We start from the raw sequence: 19,115 nt of genomic DNA on the forward strand, positions 1-19,115 counted from the left end.
AACGCTGATTCGATATAACGCAAAGGGCTTCTATGCCTGACACAAATAAAAAAGCCACCCCGGTTGAGCCGGGATGGCTTTTTTGTATCGGCTTCTTTATTTGTCTTTATTGTTTAATGATCTTCGTCATATTCACTTCCTTTGCTCCATTTTTAATCCTTATCATATAAACACCTGAAGGCAATGCAGAAATATCAAGCTGCGAGTTAACCGCGCTCACTTCACGATGCAATACCACGCGGCCATTCACGTCGAACATACTCACATCTGATTTTCCGGTGAAACCTGTAAGGTTAATGTTCACTACATTATTGGCAGGGTTCGGGAATACATCCACTTTCTGCACATCGCTGGTAATAAGATCGGTTCCGCGGCTGGCAGTACCTAATTGTACCCGTAATGTATAACAAGTGGTAGCACTATTGGCCCCATTGTAACCATATACCTGTGCATAATAGGTGCCCGCACTAACGGTTCTGCTTATACTTTCACTGGTGGTGCTGCCTGCCTGTGAAATAGCGACCTGTGAACCTGAGCTGTTCAGCAGTTTAAGATCATAATCGCCAGGTAACGTGGTCAATGTAATAGTGATAGTACCGCTGGTAGTGATCACAAATTTATAATTATCAACATCAGCACTTGGACTGATGAGACCGGTGACATTGGTATTAAACGGAATGGTTGCAGCACCGGCAATTGTTCCATTGGTTGAAGTATCCAATGTACTTGCACAGGTTGTTGAGGCTGTTGTGAACTGTGCGGTAGTATAGGCACTGCTGCCACCTGAACAGGTTGTACTTACTCTCCAGTCATATAATGTGGTCGAAGTTAATCCGCTTAAGCTAACAGAAGTGGCAGTGGTTGCGGTTGCAGCGCTGATCCATGTAGCCGATGAATTAGCTTTATAATCTACAGCATAACTCGAGGCGCCGCTTACGGCTGTCCAGCTAACGGTAGCGCCGGTAGATGTTACAGAACTGGTTAAACCAGTGGGCGCAGCACAGGTGACTGTTCCTGTGGTAGTAAACTGTGCAGCTGAATAAGCACTGCTGCCGCTGGAGCAATTGGTTCTTACCCTGTAATCATAAGTAGTTCCTGTTGTAAGACCTGTTAAGCCAACAGAAGTAGCAGTTGTTGCTGTTGCAGCATTGATCCATGTAGAGGATGAGGTGGCCTTATAATCCACATCATATGACGTAGCGCCGCTTACTGCCGTCCATCCTACTGTAGCCGATGTAGTGGTAATAGCAGAAGCCGTTAACCCTGCCGGAGAAGCGCAGCCTGAGCCGGCTGTAATAGTGAAATTGGTATTGGAAATATCAAAGAAAATATTTCCTACGGCTTCTATTTTTATTCTTGCTGTTGTAGTGGGTGTATTAGGAATTGTTACAGCCTCAGTGCCGTCATTAGGTGTGCTGGCTACTAATGTGCTGAATGTAGTACCTCCGTCGGTAGAGATGGATATTTTTACGTTGGCACAACTAACAGGTGATGCTGTTGTACTCGCTACATTCCATGTTATAGTTTGTGATGAATTGCCTGCCCATGATACAGCCGTATTGGGAGCAGTCACGGCAAAAGGTCCTGATGAATTGCTGACGGTTACCGTCATATCTGCAAAATTGGTTTGCCCGATAGTTACCGGTGCTGTAGAACTATAAGGAACATTATCCCTTACAGTTAACCGGAAGTGCAACGTTCTTGAAACGGAACTTAATGCTTCGGTATTGGCCCCCGCATCACCACCTGTCAACGGGCCCGACACTAAACCACCGGCAAGAATAGTCGCCATTTTGGGAAAATATCTTATTGGTGATGTGGAAGGCGAAAATGATATCCAGTTGGGGCCTGATGCTTTGGTAGCGCTGGCCACACTACTGGTTCCTGTTTGTGATGATGAGGCATTATCATTTTGCTCCCAGCAATACGTGAGCACGTCGCCGGCATTGGCATCGGTAGCTGAACCAGTCAATGCAAACGGGGTGCTGATAGGAATCGTATAATTACTGCCGGCATTGGCAACAGGTGTTGCGTTATTGCTGGTTATACTGGTAGTTATCGGGCACGTCTTACTTGAAAGATTAGACTGGATTTGTGCAATGGAAGCGGCATGATAAATATCGATAGAATGTGGAGCAAGGTCCTGGCTGGTAATACCGGCATAACCCATAATGGTAATACCTGAACCAGGTTCCACATTAACGCCTGTGCCTTCATTGCTCATAGAGAAGGTATGGTTAGCACCCAACTGGTGCCCTACTTCATGCACAACATAATCGATATCGAAATTATCTCCCTGCGGAATACCATCAGCCGGAGAAGTAAAACCACTTCCTTTTGAATTGTCGACACAAATGCAACCGATACAACCGGCGTTACCGCCACCACCGGATGCACCGAACAGGTGGCCGATATCATAATTCGCTGCACCAATCACAGAGGTCAATGTACTTTGTAACTCGCTGTTCCATGCTCCGCCGGCGCCAGTGCTGGCATCGGAATACGGATCTGTTGAAGCGTTATAATAGAATACATTGGTAGTGGCCGCGATCAGATTAAGATGGATAGCCAGGTCCTTTTCATAAACACCATTGCAACGGGTAAGCGTAGCATTAACAGCCGCCAGCACCAATGAAACCTGTGAAGCGCTTGTGGCCCCAAAATAATTGGAGTATTCGGCAGTAACAGATTGAGCCAGTCGCAATGTTTTCACATCACCGGTTGACCTGGCAGTAACGTTAGGTAACTGGTTACCTATATTAGTTGCCAATTGTTGCTCCGGCGTAGAACACTTCCATGGCGAAGCCTTCAGTTGTTTTTTGAATACAGTGTAAACAGTGTGGTCAGCAGAATAAGGTTCAATAAATTCATTTTCCTTTTCCGTACGGAAGACTACAGTTTGTATCCCCTGCGGAGAAATACTCAACTTTAATGTGGCAGATTTATCGGTAATACCTTTTCCTGAAAATGCCCTTATTTCAGGAAATTGAACCTGTAATGCAGGTTCGAAATTGGAAGCTTCTATAATTTCGAACTGTTCAATTTGTCCGTCAGCATTAGGCAAAGAGATGATCGTTGAATGTGCTGACTTATTACCAACAGTTTTGAATACGTCATTCCGCAAAGGAGTAAAATTCAGATCAAATAATTTGAAGTCGGTCGGAAATGCAAGCCGGGCTACGGCTTTGTCGGTAATAATCCTGGCGGCATCTGCGTGTGGCCTCCAGTAATCCTGTGCAAGCAATATTTTACTGCACAACAATGCTGTTGCGAAGAGCAAAATTTTTCTCATGTGTAGTTAGATTTAACGGTAAAAAATGGTACAGGATAAATTTAGCTTAATTTTCTACGATTTCAATTGTACGGGCTCACAATTACCCACACACCATGAGCTATAAAATATTTGACTTATAGCGAAAGTGCTGTTGATCAAATCGCATTATTGAATAAGCTTACTTAATCAGATGATTTAATAAGAAGACAAACAGAAAAAATAAATAAATATGAAACAACGAAAGAGGCAGGCAATATTACAATTATTGCTTCTTCGTATACATATGCAATGTAACGGCGTTGAGTTCTAACGGAACTGAAGTTAAAAATTGCAAAAGTCCTACCTAACTACATAATGATAACAATCGCTGGTTAACACAACAAACATGGTTACCGCATCTATAATCTGAAAGTGAATGTCAAATTCAGATCCTGTTGGTATAGCCGTAACATCACGCCATAATTCTTCCGTACCCGTACCACGGGCATCAGTCAAAATAGATTGAGGTGTAAGTCCTTTGCCGAGTGTGAGCCATGCAGTGCCTGTGCAATTGCCATCGATAGTAACATCAACTGCCCGCTGTAAAAGATATGGATGGTTAGGTTCAAGACCACGTATCGAGGTGTTGAGTGTAATGATTTTAGCAGGGTCAACACTTTGCCGGAACTTAATTAGTCCAAATTCTCCATTCAGGCCACGGAGAATGACCTCTAAATTGAATGGAGGAATTTCGGCATTGGAATTATTAACAAGAGAAGTAACCTGTTCCGGTTGCTGAAGTTGATTCATTTGTTTTTGGCAGGAACCAATGATAAACAGAAGCACGCTAAACGACAGCAGCCATTTCGTTGCAGAAAGTTCAATTGACTTTGCCATAATAGAAAAATTGAAGGTGAATGAAGTTTTTTCAGGAAGTATGTAAGTACCCTGCACAGGCAAATTGCTTACGTAATTCCTGTGATTTCACAGCACTGAAAAATTTGAATTCAGAGGGGTTATGACGATAAATTTCAGTTCTTCAATTCCCGGGTATAAACTTTTATACGTTTTCTTTTAGTGAACGAAAATCACAACGAGTCCCCGACAGGTTTGAAAGAATAATGTAAAAGATGCATTAAAGTTAATCTTTATTTATTTGCCGGTTACATTAATATGGTGAATAAACGATTGACAATTATCATTTTTTTCAGTCTTTGAATTCACTATTAAGCTACAAATGGGTAGCAAGGGAGATCAGCCAACCGATAAAAAAATTTGGCGAAAATAAAATAAATGGTAATTTGACAATTATTTCATTCAGCTTGCCATATCATAAAATTGCAACCATCAGGAATTAATGAGCTTTGGAACTGCATGCGTGCAGGAGACCCTAATGCATTGAAAGAGTTGTATAATTCTTTTTATCACTACCTCTTTTCTTCAAACTTCGCTATTTGTTTACACCGTGACATAGTAAAAGACAGTATTCACGAAGCATTCCTTACTATTTGGGTAAATCGCGAAAAACTTCCCCCCGTAACTTCCGTTGGAGGCTATCTTAATACCTGTGTTCGAAGAAAGCTGATCGATGCGTTAAAGAAAGAGGCGAACCTCGAAACCACCCTCTTAAGTATGGATGATGTACATGAATATTCATACGAGGAGGTTATTATTGCTTTTCAGGAGCAGGAAGCAACCAGTAAAACCCTTCAGGAAGCGCTTTCGCATTTAACCAATAAACAAAAAGAGGCGATCCGCTTACGTTTTTTTGAAAACAAAAATTACGAAGAAATTGCACAAATGGTTGGCTGCGAGCAACGTACAATCTACAACCGCATACATGAAGCCGTTCAACGCCTCAGACATTATTTTTCAGCCAGGCATACTTCTTAAAAAAATCTGAAAATTTTACGGTAAAAAATTCCTGTTCTTCCGTCATATGATTAAGTAGTGACCCATGAAGGATTATTTATCATACGGTGTTGAGGATTTTATTACAGATGAGTCGTATCTGCGATATTATTTCAGGGAAAATGAAGCGGATATTACATTTTGGACAGAATGGATAAAACTTCATCCGGAGAAACTGGATGTTGTTATATCAGCCAACAATTATATTGATGCCTTTTCCGTGCGAATTTCTGAATCTGAATTTCAGAAAGAACAACAGCGTTTTGTTCAGGCACTGAATGATCTTTCCCGGGATAAAGTCAACAAAGAAGAACCGGAGATAACCTTTATCGAGAACAGGTATAAAAGGCGAAAACTCAGCAAAAGATTAACCGGCGCCGCGGTGTTGCTCTTTATAGCAGCAGGCGTTATTGTATTTGTAGCGTTGAAGAATAAAATGTCTGTTTCACCGGAGTTGGCCAGTGTGAAAATGGTAGAAAAATATGTACCCAAAGGCGAGCGCGCAAAAATTACGCTTCCCGATGGTTCGGAAGTAGAGTTGAATGCAGACAGCAAGTTAACGTATCCATCAAAATTTACGGGGCCCACCCGGGAGCTGCAGCTTACCGGTGAAGCTTTTTTCAGGGTGACACACGATTCGAAGCATCCTTTTCATGTAGTTACCTCAAACCTGGCGATCACAGTACTGGGCACTTCGTTCAACATGCAGTGTTACCCGAATAAAGAACAGGCAAAGGTGGCATTGGTTACCGGCAAGGTTAAGCTCGACAGGATCAGTGATCCATTAAGTAAACATATATTAGGTAAACCTGTAGAACTGGTGCCCGCTGAAATGGGCGTTTTAAATAAGTTTGATCTAACGCTTGCGAAAACGAAGTACGATATGGATGAAGAAACAGGTTGGCGGGTGGGTATCGTTGTATTTAAGAATGCAGATTTCAATGAGATAGCCGACCGCTTTGATAAAGTTTACAATATCCGGCTGATAAATCTAAGTAATAAGTCGGCGTTCAGATTTAATGGTTCCTTTACATGTAATTCCCCTGAAGAAATAGTAAAAAGTATTTGCCTGTCAAAACAGCTTTCCTATAGCACCAATGGAAATGTAATTACGATTCACTAAAAATTAAACCGTTTAAACTACAAAAACCATGAGTACATGTAGCTTACTCAGAGGGAAGGTATTCTATGCACTATCCCTAATGATTGCCATTTGCCTTTACAACAATGCGAAGGCCGGGCCTGATAAGAGTGATCAGGATTACAACAACACTATTATTAAACTCAATAAAAAGAAATTTTTATTAGTTGAGCTTTTTACTATTGTAGAAATGCAGGCCAGTGTGAAGTTTGCTTATGACGCTACAGAGTTAAATGTAAAAGAGTCAGTGGAAGTATCGACCAGGAAACTCAGGTTAAAACAATTGCTGACCGAAATAAGCAAGCAATCAGGAACAGCTTTTGAGTGGTCGAAAAATACAGTTACGGTAGTGCCGCCGCCCAGGAAGAGCACTTCCACCACCCCACCCAGCGCTATCAATACCACCACAACAAACACCACAACACCTAATATAACCACAACAGCTCCAACAAATATTCCCGGAATGAGCGACCTGGGAACGGAGGTGCGCGGAAAAGTGGTTGACAAAAACGGACAACCTGTTTCCAGAGCAGCGGTTGTAATAAAAGGCACCAACGCGGGAACAACAACCGACGAAAAGGGCAACTTCAAAATTGATGCGAAGCCCGGCGATGTACTTGTGATCAGCTATGTTGGCTATCAGGATGTTGAAGTAAAGGTTACGAATACTTCTGATATTACAGTAACGCTGGCTGAAATTAAAACCACGTTGAACGATGTAGTGGTGGTTGGTTATGGCACGCAAAAGAAAACAAATTTAACAGGTTCTGTTGGGGTAGTTAAAATGGATGACATGGCAACCCGGCCATTAACCAATTCAAGCCTGGCTTTGCAAGGCACCGTTTCGGGCGTATATGCGCTGCAAAGTGCCGGAAAGCCCGGAGATGACGGCGCTGTTATTGATATCCGTGGCGTAGGTACATTTGGCGACAATTCACCCCTGGTATTAATTGATGGTGTTCCGGGAAATATTACCGATGTCAATGCAATCGATGTTCAATCCATGTCTGTGCTGAAAGATGCCGCATCTTCTTCTATCTATGGTAGCAGGGCTGCCAATGGCGTAATATTGATCACTACCAAAAAAGGCGCTGCCGGAAAAATAAATATTAATTACAGCGCCTATATCGGCAGGCAAAGCCCAACCCGGTTGCCGCATGTTTTAAACTCAGTAGATTATACAACACTTTATAATGAAGCCTCTGTGAATTCAGGCAGCGCCATAAAATATCCTGACTCTATCATTGCGAAATATGCAGCACATAACGATGTAATGTACCCCGACATCGATTATTTTAAGGTATACTATGGAAATGCGAATATTCAAAATCACCGGTTGAGCCTTTCTGGCGGAACTGATAATATCAACTATGCATTGATGTTCGGCCATTTGAACCAGGATGGCATTCTGGTGGGAACCAGTTATAAGAAATCAGACTTCCGCTCAAACATTGATGCTTATTTCTTAAAGAACAAGCGGCTGAGAATTTCAGCAAAATTAGCCGGTAATCTGGGCGTGAAAAATGAACCTACTGATTTGTGGAGCGCAGAATGGTACGCCACGTTGGCGCCTATTCATCCCCTGCAAAATGCAGCTGGAAAATGGGTGTCTGTTAACGGGGAACGAAACTTCTACGGTGAAATTAAAGAAGGTAGCACCAACCTGACAAAACGCTATAATTTCAGCGGACAGGTGGAAGCTGAATACAGAATACTGAACGGTTTAAGCGCCCAGATCACGTATGGTTATAATGTGACCACTTCAAAAGCGAATGCTTTTCACGCAAACGTAACCTTATATAATGAAAGCGGCACTACCACCAATTTAGCTTCAAATTTGAATGTTACCAATGAAACAGATGTGCAAACACTAACGACGGCTCTCCTGAAGTACAACAAAACCATCGGCAAACATGATGTTAGCATTCTCGGCGGTTATTCTGAAGAAGAGTTCACGTATGACTGGGAAAGCGGCTACCGCGGCAACTTTGTAAACAACACACAGCGGGTGCTTAACCTGGGCGATGCTTCTACACAAACCAATAATTCAGGAAGCTACGATCTTGGATTGCGCTCCTTCTTTGGACGCATTAATTATGCCTTCAACGGGAAATATTTATTTGAAGCCAATATCAGAAGAGACGGTTCATCCCGGTTCTCCCAGAACAATCAATGGGGCACCTTCCCCTCTTTTTCAGGAGGCTGGATAATATCAAAAGAAAAATTCATGGAAAACCTGAGCTGGCTGAACCATCTTAAACTGCGTGCTTCATGGGGCAGATTAGGCAATCAGAATATAAACAACTATTACAACGGAAGCGATATTTTATCATCGGGACAGAACTATTCGCTTGGCGGTACTTTATATTCCGGGGTGGCTGTTACTGCTATGACCAATAAACAGTTGACCTGGGAAACCGCACAGCAGCTTGACTTTGGTGCAGACCTGGTTTTGAAAAATAACCTGGAGATCACTGCCGACTTTTTCGACAAAAGGACCAAAAACTTATTGCTGGTTCAACCAATACCGCTTACGATGGCCGAATCAGCACCCTATGCAAATGCCGGCGAAGTACAGAACAAGGGTATTGAACTATCTGTGGCCTACAGAACAGAATTTTCAAACGGGCTCAAAATAAGAACATCCGTTAATGCCTCTCACATAATAAATAAAATAACCAAAATGAATGTAGCAGAGCAGCTTACTTCTCCCAAGGCTATTAAAGTAGGCGCGGCAATCAATTCATTTTACGGATACAAAATGGACGGCATTTACCAGATCTCGGATTTCACCTGGCAAAATAACAGCGATGCCTCCATACCATATGCCAACCGTACCTACACCCTTAAATCAGGCGTAGTTCAGGTAGCTAACTACACCGCACAACCGGGCGATATCAAATATAAGGACCTGAATGGTGACGGTATAGTTGACATGAACAATGACCGGCAAATAATAGGCAACCAGTTTCCCGACCTCACCTATGCCTTCAATTTCAATGCAGAGTGGAAAGGGTTTGATCTGGGTGTATTCTTTCAGGGCGTTCAGGGTATTAAGGGATATACCTACTATGAGATCGCTACCCCATTCAGTGGTTTTGCCAATATGGGCTCCTGGTGGCAGGGAAGATGGACACCGGAAAACCCATCGAATAAATATCCCCGGCTGACCCTTGACGGTGTTCGGAATAACATTCATTCGTCTTTCTACATGGAAAATGCTTCGTATTTACGTTTGAAAAATATTGAACTGGGTTACTCTATAAGCCCGGATATCCTTTCCAAAGCAGGCATCAAATCGCTCAGGTTGTACGGAAACGTTCAAAACGCCTTTACCATTACAAAGTTCAAAGGTTTTGATCCGGAGCAAACAGTTAGTCAAACCAGGGCGCAGGCCTTCCCGCAGGTTCGCGTAATGACGATGGGTGTAAATGTTAACTTTTAAACGAGCAGGATATGAAAAATATAAATAAAATCATTCTTTCCATTTCAATATTGGCTTTTACCGGTTGCTCAAAAGGTCTTTTAGATAAAACGCCAAAAGACCGGCTTTCTCCGTCTACATTTTATCAGAATGAAACGCAATGCAAAATGGCGCTGATAGGGATCTATAATGCTATTCAACCCAATGCAACCCCCTCCCATTTTTATCAGTTCGAATTTATGAGTGACAATGGTTATTGCCAGGATTCGTGGCAGGGATCGAAGGAAGTGGGTGAATGGCTTACCAACTCAAGCAGCTGGGCGCCGTACGCCAAATGGACGCAGGATTATACCATTATTGCAAGGGCCAACGAATTTCTTCAGGACATCAGCAAAGCAACTGTAAGTGATGATATAAAAGCGCAAATGACTGCCGAAGCTAAATTTTTGAGAGGCTATGCTTATTCCGACCTGATCACTTATTTCGGAAACGTACCACTTATTACGAGCGTTCAGGCTTTGTCAGATGCGTATGTATCCAGAACTGCCAAAAGCGAAGTGCTCACACAGATTCTCTTAGACTTAAATGCAGCCGCTGAAGCACTTCCTGCTTCCTGGTCAGGAACAGATGCAGGCCGTGCTACAAAAGGAGCTGCGCTTGCTTATAAAGCAAAAGTGTTACTTTATAACCAGAAATGGGCAGATGCTGCACAGGCAGCCCTGGATGTAATAAATCTGAGCAAGTACAGTTTATATACCGACTACGCAGCCCTGTTCGATGAAGCCCATGAAAATAACTCAGAGGTTATTTTTGATATTCAATACATTCCCACCACACAGGCCCAGCCATGGCCTTCAGCTGCCCTGTCGCTTACCAGCTGGCCCACCGCAAATGTTACCGCTGACCTGATCAATTCTTATTACATGACGAATGGCTTGCCTATTACCAACGCAGCCTCGGGTTATAATGCGCAGGATCCTTTTACAAATCGTGATCCACGATTAGCGGCATCGGTTGTACTGCCTGGTTCTAAATCCGGTTCAACCACTTTTATACCGGCGCTTGACCAGGTGCCTTGTGGTGCACGGCCCCGTAAAAATGCCAGCATCGGTATTGCAGACGTTAATAATTGTTCTCTTAACACCATCCTGATGCGCTATGCGGATATTTATCTCATGCGTGCAGAAGCGCTCATCGAATCAGGAAGTACGGCGCAGGAAATTTATACTTTGATCGATAAAGTTCGGGCCAGGGTAAATATGCCAACCGTTGAATCGGTTGAAGGAACAGGACTGAGTCAGGCTCAGTTAAGAGCTATCGTGCGCCATGAAAGAAGGGTAGAATTTTATAACGAAGGAACACGCTATGCCGATATGTTAAGATGGCAGGATGCTACCCTCGTGCATGATGTATATGGCTACGATAAATCGTTACTGTCGAACCCTTCCGGTTCGGCGACATGGACATTTAAGCAGATCAAAATGGAAACGAGGAGTTTCGATGCCGCAAAAGGATGGCTGTGGCCCGTTCCACAGGCCGATATAGATATCAATAAAAATCTGCTTCCCAATAATCCGGGCTATTAATAAAAAGATTGCTTCCGTTTTGTATGTATTAAACCAACATATAAATACAGTCATATGAAAAAAATCATCCTTATTCAGGTAATTTGTTTGCTGGCTGTTATAGCCGGCTGTTCAAAAAAAGAAAAAAATGCAGACGAATCGCTTTCCGCTCCTGCAGCGCAGTCCAATGACACGCCTGCAAATACGAATAATTTGCGGGGAATAAATTGGGCCGACCCTAACGGCAACGAGGCGCCCTCACGGGTTGTTACCCCCAGTGGTTTGTCATCTGGCATATCGGCAACGGATGCGGCCACGGTAGGAAAACGGATCTCTGATTCTGTAAAGGCAGCAGGTGGTACTACCATTCGAATGCCAATTACTCCGTTGACTGCCTCCAGCTCATCTTATTGGCCGGTGTATCAGTCGGCCATAAACGCAATTGTTGCGAACGGGTGCAAGGTGATCCTTTGTTATTGGCCCATCGGAGTGCATCATGTGCCCGACTCTACGCAATGGTACACGATGTGGAAAACGGTGAATACTGTTTATAAAAACAACACCTCGGTATATTATGAACCCATCAACGAACCTGTAGATTATTCCGGCACTGATTTATGTAATTTGTATACCAATTTTCTAAATACGTTGAACGCTACGTCGTGGAAATGCATTTTAGATGGTACAGGATATGCCGGAGAAGTAGTAACAGTAGGGAATGATAGCCGGTTAAGCAGCCAATATCTCGGAATTCATTGCTATTGGTGGTTTTACGGGTCGTATAATGTATGGTCGAGTTACTATAATATAATATCGGGTAAAGTGGGTTCATACGCTTCAAGAACTGTTGTTACCGAAATAGGCGTTGAAACATATCGTAATGTTAGTTTCTGGTGGCAATGGGATACGGGTGTATATGAAGATCAGGCATTCTTAACAGGCGGTTTAGCCTATTCAAAAGACAAAAGCATGGGAACTATTGCCTGGTCGGGCGTAAACGATATCGACACTTATCGCTGGTATGTAGCAAACAATAACCTGGTTGAAGTAAACCCGGGTTGCGCTAACATGTTCAGGTGGGCATGGGGACTTTCAACCACAAAATGGCAGGGGCCCATTACCGATGGAAAATATAAACTGCAGAACCGGGCCAGCGGTCTTTATCTCGATAACCTCGGCAGCACAACCGACGGTGCAGCTGTTGCACAATGGCAGGATGGCACGAGCACCAATCAGCAATGGAATGTAAGCTATACAGCCGGCTATTATACATTAAGTTGTGCTACCGGAAAGAAATGTCTTGACGTGGGTACCAATACTACCGACGGCTCTGTTGTTCAACAATGGGCTTTAGGCTCGAGCACCAACCAGCGCTGGACACTTGTTTCCGTTGGGAGCGGTTATTATAAAGTAGTAAACCTCACCACGGGTAAGTGTCTTGATACAGGTGGACAAACCACCAATGGATCATCTATGCAACAATGGTATAGTGGTTCAAGTTATAACCAGCAATGGAAACTCGTTCAGTTATAATAAAGGCAAATCCTACCCTGCCGGGAGCCTCCTGCATTTGCAGGGGGCTCCTCTGGTTAGGGTATAAAATAGCGGTGCCGGAGCTAATACACAATACAATAATTTATCCTGTTGTAATCTCTATTTTGCATCATAGAGTATAACACTCTTTTCCAACGCTCCAATATCATATCATTATAAACAAAACAATCAAGCGTAATGCTGTTCTCAGTTGTATCGATAGAACTTACATCCTGTATTTCATGGAGCAGCAGCAGTGCCTGTAAGTCGTTGTAAATTTTCGCCATTTTCCCGTTTTCAGGTATGGCTTCAATACAAACAAAAACAGGTTCAAAACTGAACATACTTTGGTTAATGATACAGGCCACCCCAATAATGGCCATCACATTAATCAGAAGCCGTTTCATTAAAACTCTTATTATGACTGATTATTTTACCATCAGCCAGCTCAATCGTACGATCGCTGGCTTCGGCAAAATCATTATCATGAGTTACCGCAATAATGGTTTGTCCAAACTCACGGGTTATCTGTTTAAAAATGTCAAATACAATTTGGGTATTCTTACTGTCTAAGTTGCCGGTTGGTTCGTCGCACATTATGATAGCAGGGTCATTAATCAATGCCCTGGCAATAGCTACCCGTTGCTGCTGACCGCCACTGAGTTTTGCGGCCGGCTTTAATGCCTGTTCTTTGATGCCTAAAACATCCAGTTTATTGTATGCTCTTTCTTCCACTTCTTTATACGGGTATTTCCCCAGCTTCAATGCCGGGATCATTACATTTTTCAGGCACGTAAATTCAGGCAACAGGTAATGAAACTGGAATATAAATCCGATACTCCTGTTTCGCAACGCTGCTAATTCATTTATTTTCTTTCCTGTTATTCTTTCATTATTGATAAATAAATCTCCTTCGTAAGAAGTATCCATCGTACTAAGGCAATACAATAAAGTTGATTTACCAGACCCGCTTTTGCCCACTAATGTTAGAAATTCTCCTTTGTATGCTTCAAAACTGATGTCGTGTAACACCTTAAATTGAACAGGGTCGTAAAAATACTTCCCCAAAGATTGGGTGCTTAGAATAACTTCTCTTTTTTCCATAGTCAGGTTATTTTCTAAAAATTTCAACCGGGTCAACGCTGGCTGCTTTCCTTGCAGGAAAATACCCGGCGCATATGGTAATAAACAATCCCAGCACCGTGCTTTTGGCAAAAAGCCCGGGCTCAAAATGTATGGGGAAATAGCCCACCGGGCCGCCCATGTAAATGGTAGACATGATTCCAATCAACACACTGCCAACCACCAGGCCCATTAATGTGCCAATGAGTCCCATGATAGCTGCTTCCATCAGGAAGATCCTGATCACATCTTTGCCTGCGAAACCGGTAGCTTTTAATATCGCAATGTCATTTATTTTTTGTGCTATTGTTGAACTAAGTATGTTGTATATCCCAAAAGCCGCCACTACTAAAATAGAAAGAGAGATGGCTCCCATCAAAGTGTCCCTTGTTTTACCGCTCGCCAGCACATCTGCATTGGTAGTTTTCCAGTCTTCTACCTTATAGGGTGTTAATTGCTGCAGTTGTGCTGCGTATTTTTCACTCTCGTTAGGATCAGGGATGTTCACGAAAATATCGCTTACATAGGAGGGGCCTTCTTTTATAAATTGCTGTGCAGTGGGGATGTTTACATAAGATTTGGCATTATCAGTCATGCTGTTGCCACTTGTATAAATGCCCACTATCTTCATTACTTTTACTACATTGTAAGAAGAGGTTACCGTAATATTGTCATCAACTCCAAGGTTTAATTTCTCTGCAATACCGCTTCCGATGATGATACCGTTTAAATTGCCCTGGAGCCCGTTCAGGTTACCTGCCACCATGTATTTACCGGTTTTGAACATGGCATCGTATTCAAATATATTCACGCCGTTGCCACTTCCTCTGATCTGTGCTTTACCCCGGTTATAAAATGCGTCAAAGCTTACCTGTGCAAGAGCATTTACAACATACGGCTCCTGCCTGATCTTTGATAGCAAGTCTTCGGGATCAATGATCTTTTTTGAGAGTGTAGTAATTTGGGGATTTACGATAGCAACTACGTGCCCTGAATCTGTGGAAGGTATCAGGGGCTGGCTCAACTCATCGTCTTTATAAATTTTAATGTGGGAGCTGCTTTTAAACATTTCATCTGTCGCAAAGGCTGTAAAGCCCGATGAAAGCGAATTCATAAACAAATATACCCCCACACCAAGCGTAACGCCTAATGCAGCTACCAGCGTTTGCTTTTTTCGGGTAATAATATGGGTGAAAGCAATGTCTGTATTGATGCTTCGTTTCATAAATTATCGCATTTGTGCTCCTGTCTCTGATGTAGTTGTTTTATTGGCTGCAAGGTTATCAGTAACCAGTACCGTATTATCGTCGATACCACTTAATACCTGCACCCAATCATTGCTTACAAACTTCGTTACAATTTTTACTTTTTCTTTTTGTCCTTTTATTTGTACATATCCTCCAAAGTCAAGGTAGTTTCTCGGTATAATCAATGCGTTTTTTGTTGTTGCCACTACTATATTGCTTTGTAATTGCGTGTTTACAATAGTAAAATCCAGGCTGTCGTCAAAGGCCAGTTTACAAATGAATGATTGTGTTTCATCATCGAAAGAAGGGTAGATTTCCTTCACGCTGCCTTTATAAAATTTTTCCTTATTGATGTTTAATTGCATGAATGCCTCCTGGCCAACTTTCACTTTTCCTATATTGCTCTCATCAATGTTTACTTTGGCGTATATATTTTGTGGATTACCAATTAAGGCAATGGTTTCTCCCTGTTTTACAAAATCACCCTTTTGTTTATATACCTTAAGCACTTTTCCTGATACAGAAGCGCTTACTTTGTTTTTGCCGGTGATCACTTCATTGATATTTTTTGTAGCGGCTGTGCTGATAGCCTGCTGGTTGGCCTGCTGTTGCAACTGCTTATAATTCTCCAAAGCACTTTCATAATTTAATTTTGATGTTTTGTATTGCAGTTCCGCATTTTCCACATCTACTTTGGCAACACTGTTGTTCTCCCATAATTTTTGATACCGTTGCAGATTAACCTGGTCCAGATCCATCTTTTGTTTGTTGATGATGATGGTATTTTGAGCTTGCTGCAAAGCCGGCGCGCTGCTTAGTGTATTACTACGTGCAATATTATATAGGTCTTTTGCGCTTTGTTCATTAAAAATGGCTTCTTTGTTACTTACCACAATCAATATCCGGCCCGGGCCCACCATATCTCCTTCTTCAAAATTTATCTGTGTAAGATAACCATCCGTCTGTGCTGCAAGATTATAAGTATCGTCTGCTTCCAATACGCCGGAAGCAAATACCGTTTCAGTTACATCTTTTCTGATTGGTTTAGTCTCTTCTGTTTTTTTACCGCAGGAATTAAAAAACAAAACAGAAAGTATAAGCGGTATTGTTCGAATTAGTTTCTGATTCATCTTATTCTGTTATTAATATCGATTTTTGTTTTGGCAGCCAATACATTTACCTGCGATGAAACAAGGTTATAATGGCTGTTTACCATTGCATTAAAACTATCAAGGGTTTGTTCAAGACTTGTTAAACCTTCTTTGTACAGGTTCAGGTTCTTTTCATAATTTTCTTTTCTCAATAAAAATATTTCCTTGTTGGCGGCAGCCTGGCTTATTGCTTTATCATAGTCTGTATAGAGTTGCTTTGCTGTTAAATCAGTTTGTATTTTTTGCTGCTCCGTATTTTTTTTGGCAAGCAAATAATCATATTTAGCTTTTGATATCTCGCTAATGGAACCCGACGAAGGAAATGGGATAGTAAGCTTCAGGCCAATATAGCTGCTGGGTATCCATTTTACACTGTTGTCCAAAAATTTGCTGCGGGTATTATTTTGCTGGGAAGATTTACTCTGAAAAAAGGAAAGCGATGGAAGCTGGGAATACTTTTGCTGTCTCCAGGTGGATAAAGCTATCTTTTCTTTAATCAGGCTACTGTTAAAAGCAAGGTTATTGGATTCAACAGCCGGGTTAATGTCGAACGCTGTCAGTAAAGTTTTATTCACGATCTGTATTTCTTCCTGTTCCGGAATATCGCACAGGATTTTTAACGCCAGGTATTGTTGTTTTATAGTATGCCCGATCTGGTCTTTATTTGCTTTAGTTGTAAGATAGTTGATGTTTGCATCATTTACATCCTGTTGCTTAATGAGGCCAGCATTAAATTTGTTTTGAGTAATTTCCAATAAGCTATTGGAAGCAGTTACATTTTCATTGGTACTGGCCAATTGTTCCTGCAGGGTTACGATATTATAATAAGTGGCGGCAATATTTTCCCAAAGTTCTTTTAGTGTGATCTGATTCTCTAACACATTGCTTTTAATATTAAGTTTAGACATTTTTAAATTTTCCCATCCTTTCAGGTTTAAAAGCTTTATGTCGATATTCTGGTTAAAATTGGTAACATAAGGAACGCCTGTTTGCACCTCTTTAAATGTGCCGGGTTGACCACCGAATGCCTCCCCGGGGAAAAGGTTTACAGGCAGTTTGGTATTGTGTGTATAACTGAAAGAGGTATTTCCAGTTGGATCAGGAATGCTAAGCAGGGCAGCCAGCTTTGCCTTTTTTGCCTGGTCTAACCGGATGTAACCAGATTGAACAGATATGCTTTTTGATGCCGAATAATTCAAAAAGGAATCAACAGATGTAAAAACCTTCTGCGATTGGCCGGTGACTGAAAGAAAAAAGGAAATAATTATTAACAGGATTTTACTCTTCATCTGTCGGTTTTTATTTAATTCTTGTCAGGTATACGGTTCTGCTCATTAGTAATTTTTTGGCTATTGCCTTCATACGGTCTTTATCTATAACAATAATAGTCAGGTCTAATTCAATAGCTGCATCATGCGGATGCATGATGCCTTTAAAATTTTTAGATTCTTTATTGTATTTAAGTTTCTTCAGGATAATTGTTCCGTTTTTTGAAGGCTTACTGGTGTCGTTTATTATTTTACCGTAGTACGTACTATCTTTAGCCAGATAAATTTCCATCTCAAGTGGATTATCCTTTTTCTCAAATTTCCAGTTGCCGGTAATGCCCCCTGCCGTTTGGCAAAAAGCTGACGTGCTCAAAAAAAGGAAGCCAATCAAAACGCCTGTGCGAATGCCTGATAGAGTCATATTCTTTTATTATGACACAAAGATTTAAACAAATCGTGTTTATGGCAATTGGTTATAAGTTAGGATGGACAAATTGGGAGCTGAAAGGGAAAGTAATACAATCGATTTTGGCGAGGGCTTTGTCCCGTTAGGGACATAATGTTGGTAGTAGAAGATCATTAATTGCAGATACCGTGCCGTTAGGCACGAAACATGGTACCTACGTTTCGTCCCTACGGGACGATATTAAATCCACGTAACCCTTCTACCGACATTGTCATCCCTAACGGGATTTTAGTGTTGCGAAAGCCATTCTACAAATAAGGTGGTTTTTAGTTTACCTACCAATATCTGTTCTTTAAAGGGTACAGTAAGGTTCACAATGATCTTGCGGTTAAAATAATGAGTGGCGTCTTTTATTGCTTTCCGGTTCACAAGATATTGCCGGTTGGCCCTGAAAAAAGAAGGTGCAAAGGAAGCTTCAAGGTCTTCGAGGTTTTCGTTTACGATAAATTTTTTCTGGCTAAAGGTGTAGGCAAATGTGTATTTATTGTCAACAAAAAAAAGGGCTATAGCACTCGCTTCCAGCGGAATGATCTTATCTCCCTGCCTGATGATCACTGCATTTTTTTGTGGGGTGATCCTTGTTTCCAGCAGGTTAAGCTGTTCTTTGTAATTTTCCTTATTTTTTGTAAAAGTTTTCTCAAGCGTACCATATTTTGCCAGCGCTTTTTCTATAGTTGCTTTGTTAAAGGGTTTCAGTATGTAATCAATGCCCGTTGCCTCAAAAGCCTCTGAAAAATAAGTATTGTAGGCTGTGCAGAAAATGATCGGCACCTGGTTCTCCATTTTCTTGAAAATTTCAAAACTGAGTCCATCCCCCAGTTGAATATCAGAAAAAATAAGGTCAGTATCCTGGTGGCTTTTAAAGTATTCAATAGCTTCTTCTACAGAATGCAATAAGGCGACAATTTCTGCATCGGGCTCTGCTGCAAGAAGGGTCCTTTTTAAATCCTTTGCAGTGACTTTCTCATCCTCAATAATTACAATTTTCATTTGTATATTTCTTATTGTTTTTTGGCCAAATGGTCCCGATAGCT

The 19,115-nt window shown here is 41.8% G+C and carries 14 protein-coding genes; 5 read left to right on the top strand and 9 right to left on the bottom strand.

Going from position 1 to position 19,115, the window contains the following annotated elements; all coding sequences use genetic code 11:
- Positions 1–106: 106 nt before the first annotated feature.
- A complete protein-coding gene (locus AC59IL_RS17820) occupies positions 107–3,292 on the bottom strand; it encodes a reprolysin-like metallopeptidase (RefSeq protein ID WP_496553528.1) in 3,186 nt (1,061 codons plus the stop codon).
- 321 nt (positions 3,293–3,613) lie between these two features.
- Positions 3,614–4,150 carry a hypothetical protein gene (locus tag AC59IL_RS17825; protein WP_496553529.1) on the bottom strand — a complete coding sequence of 179 codons (537 nt, stop codon included), beginning with the start codon at positions 4,148–4,150 and terminating at the stop codon, positions 3,614–3,616.
- A 441-nt stretch (positions 4,151–4,591) separates the two neighbouring features.
- Between AC59IL_RS17825 and AC59IL_RS17830 the strand changes: the two genes are divergently transcribed.
- The 5 genes from AC59IL_RS17830 to AC59IL_RS17850 all read left to right on the top strand — a co-directional run bounded on the left by AC59IL_RS17830 (position 4,592) and on the right by AC59IL_RS17850 (position 12,827).
- Positions 4,592–5,146: an RNA polymerase sigma factor gene (locus AC59IL_RS17830; protein ID WP_496553530.1), complete on the top strand. Its 555-nt coding sequence runs from the start codon at positions 4,592–4,594 to the stop codon at positions 5,144–5,146.
- A gap of 64 nt (positions 5,147–5,210) precedes the next feature.
- Complete coding sequence (locus AC59IL_RS17835) at positions 5,211–6,287, top strand: FecR family protein (protein WP_496553531.1); 1,077 nt, start codon at positions 5,211–5,213, stop codon at positions 6,285–6,287.
- A 28-nt stretch (positions 6,288–6,315) separates the two neighbouring features.
- The gene (locus AC59IL_RS17840) at positions 6,316–9,750 is read left to right on the top strand and encodes a SusC/RagA family TonB-linked outer membrane protein (protein WP_496553532.1); all 3,435 of its coding nucleotides are present in this window, start codon (positions 6,316–6,318) and stop codon (positions 9,748–9,750) included.
- Between the two features lie 11 nt (positions 9,751–9,761).
- A complete protein-coding gene (locus tag AC59IL_RS17845) occupies positions 9,762–11,315 on the top strand; it encodes a RagB/SusD family nutrient uptake outer membrane protein (protein ID WP_496553533.1) in 1,554 nt (517 codons plus the stop codon).
- 54 nt (positions 11,316–11,369) lie between these two features.
- Positions 11,370–12,827 (top strand): RICIN domain-containing protein, encoded by a 1,458-nt coding sequence (locus tag AC59IL_RS17850; protein ID WP_496553534.1) that lies wholly within the window; start codon positions 11,370–11,372, stop codon positions 12,825–12,827.
- Positions 12,828–12,910: 83 nt separating this feature from the next.
- Here the strand turns inward: AC59IL_RS17850 and AC59IL_RS17855 are convergent, their stop codons facing one another.
- From AC59IL_RS17855 to AC59IL_RS17885, 7 genes are all read right to left on the bottom strand, one after another.
- Positions 12,911–13,234, bottom strand: coding sequence for a hypothetical protein (locus AC59IL_RS17855; RefSeq protein WP_496553535.1), 324 nt, complete (start codon positions 13,232–13,234; stop codon positions 12,911–12,913).
- The gene (locus AC59IL_RS17860) at positions 13,215–13,931 is read right to left on the bottom strand and encodes an ABC transporter ATP-binding protein (RefSeq protein ID WP_496553536.1); all 717 of its coding nucleotides are present in this window, start codon (positions 13,929–13,931) and stop codon (positions 13,215–13,217) included. The genes AC59IL_RS17855 and AC59IL_RS17860 overlap by 20 nt, the downstream gene beginning before the upstream one ends.
- Before the next feature lie 7 nt (positions 13,932–13,938).
- Entirely contained in the window at positions 13,939–15,174 is a 1,236-nt protein-coding gene (locus tag AC59IL_RS17865) for an ABC transporter permease (RefSeq protein WP_496553537.1), read from the bottom strand.
- 3 nt (positions 15,175–15,177) lie between these two features.
- A complete protein-coding gene (locus tag AC59IL_RS17870) occupies positions 15,178–16,326 on the bottom strand; it encodes an efflux RND transporter periplasmic adaptor subunit (protein ID WP_496553538.1) in 1,149 nt (382 codons plus the stop codon).
- The gene (locus tag AC59IL_RS17875) at positions 16,323–17,636 is read right to left on the bottom strand and encodes a TolC family protein (RefSeq protein WP_496553539.1); all 1,314 of its coding nucleotides are present in this window, start codon (positions 17,634–17,636) and stop codon (positions 16,323–16,325) included. Before AC59IL_RS17875 ends, AC59IL_RS17870 begins: the two co-directional genes overlap by 4 nt.
- 10 nt (positions 17,637–17,646) lie before the next feature.
- Positions 17,647–18,036, bottom strand: coding sequence for a hypothetical protein (locus tag AC59IL_RS17880; protein ID WP_496553540.1), 390 nt, complete (start codon positions 18,034–18,036; stop codon positions 17,647–17,649).
- 273 nt (positions 18,037–18,309) lie between these two features.
- A complete protein-coding gene (locus AC59IL_RS17885; RefSeq protein ID WP_496553541.1) occupies positions 18,310–19,071 on the bottom strand; it encodes a LytR/AlgR family response regulator transcription factor in 762 nt (253 codons plus the stop codon).
- Positions 19,072–19,115 lie beyond the last annotated feature (44 nt).

It is taken from the genome of Niastella sp. sgz303648 (genome assembly GCF_059587045.1).

Bases quoted from the DNA above. Each gene is read 5' to 3' on its own strand.
- AC59IL_RS17820 (WP_496553528.1), bottom strand. From the start codon at position 3,292: ATGAGAAAAATTTTGCTCTTCGCAACAGCATTGTTGTGCAGTAAAATA.
- AC59IL_RS17825 (WP_496553529.1), bottom strand. From the start codon at position 4,150: ATGGCAAAGTCAATTGAACTTTCTGCAACGAAATGGCTGCTGTCGTTT.
- AC59IL_RS17835 (WP_496553531.1), top strand. From the start codon at position 5,211: ATGAAGGATTATTTATCATACGGTGTTGAGGATTTTATTACAGATGAG.
- AC59IL_RS17840 (WP_496553532.1), top strand. From the start codon at position 6,316: ATGAGTACATGTAGCTTACTCAGAGGGAAGGTATTCTATGCACTATCC.
- AC59IL_RS17845 (WP_496553533.1), top strand. From the start codon at position 9,762: ATGAAAAATATAAATAAAATCATTCTTTCCATTTCAATATTGGCTTTT.
- AC59IL_RS17850 (WP_496553534.1), top strand. From the start codon at position 11,370: ATGAAAAAAATCATCCTTATTCAGGTAATTTGTTTGCTGGCTGTTATA.
- AC59IL_RS17855 (WP_496553535.1), bottom strand. From the start codon at position 13,234: ATGAAACGGCTTCTGATTAATGTGATGGCCATTATTGGGGTGGCCTGT.
- AC59IL_RS17860 (WP_496553536.1), bottom strand. From the start codon at position 13,931: ATGGAAAAAAGAGAAGTTATTCTAAGCACCCAATCTTTGGGGAAGTAT.
- AC59IL_RS17865 (WP_496553537.1), bottom strand. From the start codon at position 15,174: ATGAAACGAAGCATCAATACAGACATTGCTTTCACCCATATTATTACC.
- AC59IL_RS17870 (WP_496553538.1), bottom strand. From the start codon at position 16,326: ATGAATCAGAAACTAATTCGAACAATACCGCTTATACTTTCTGTTTTG.
- AC59IL_RS17875 (WP_496553539.1), bottom strand. From the start codon at position 17,636: ATGAAGAGTAAAATCCTGTTAATAATTATTTCCTTTTTTCTTTCAGTC.
- AC59IL_RS17880 (WP_496553540.1), bottom strand. From the start codon at position 18,036: ATGACTCTATCAGGCATTCGCACAGGCGTTTTGATTGGCTTCCTTTTT.
- AC59IL_RS17885 (WP_496553541.1), bottom strand. From the start codon at position 19,071: ATGAAAATTGTAATTATTGAGGATGAGAAAGTCACTGCAAAGGATTTA.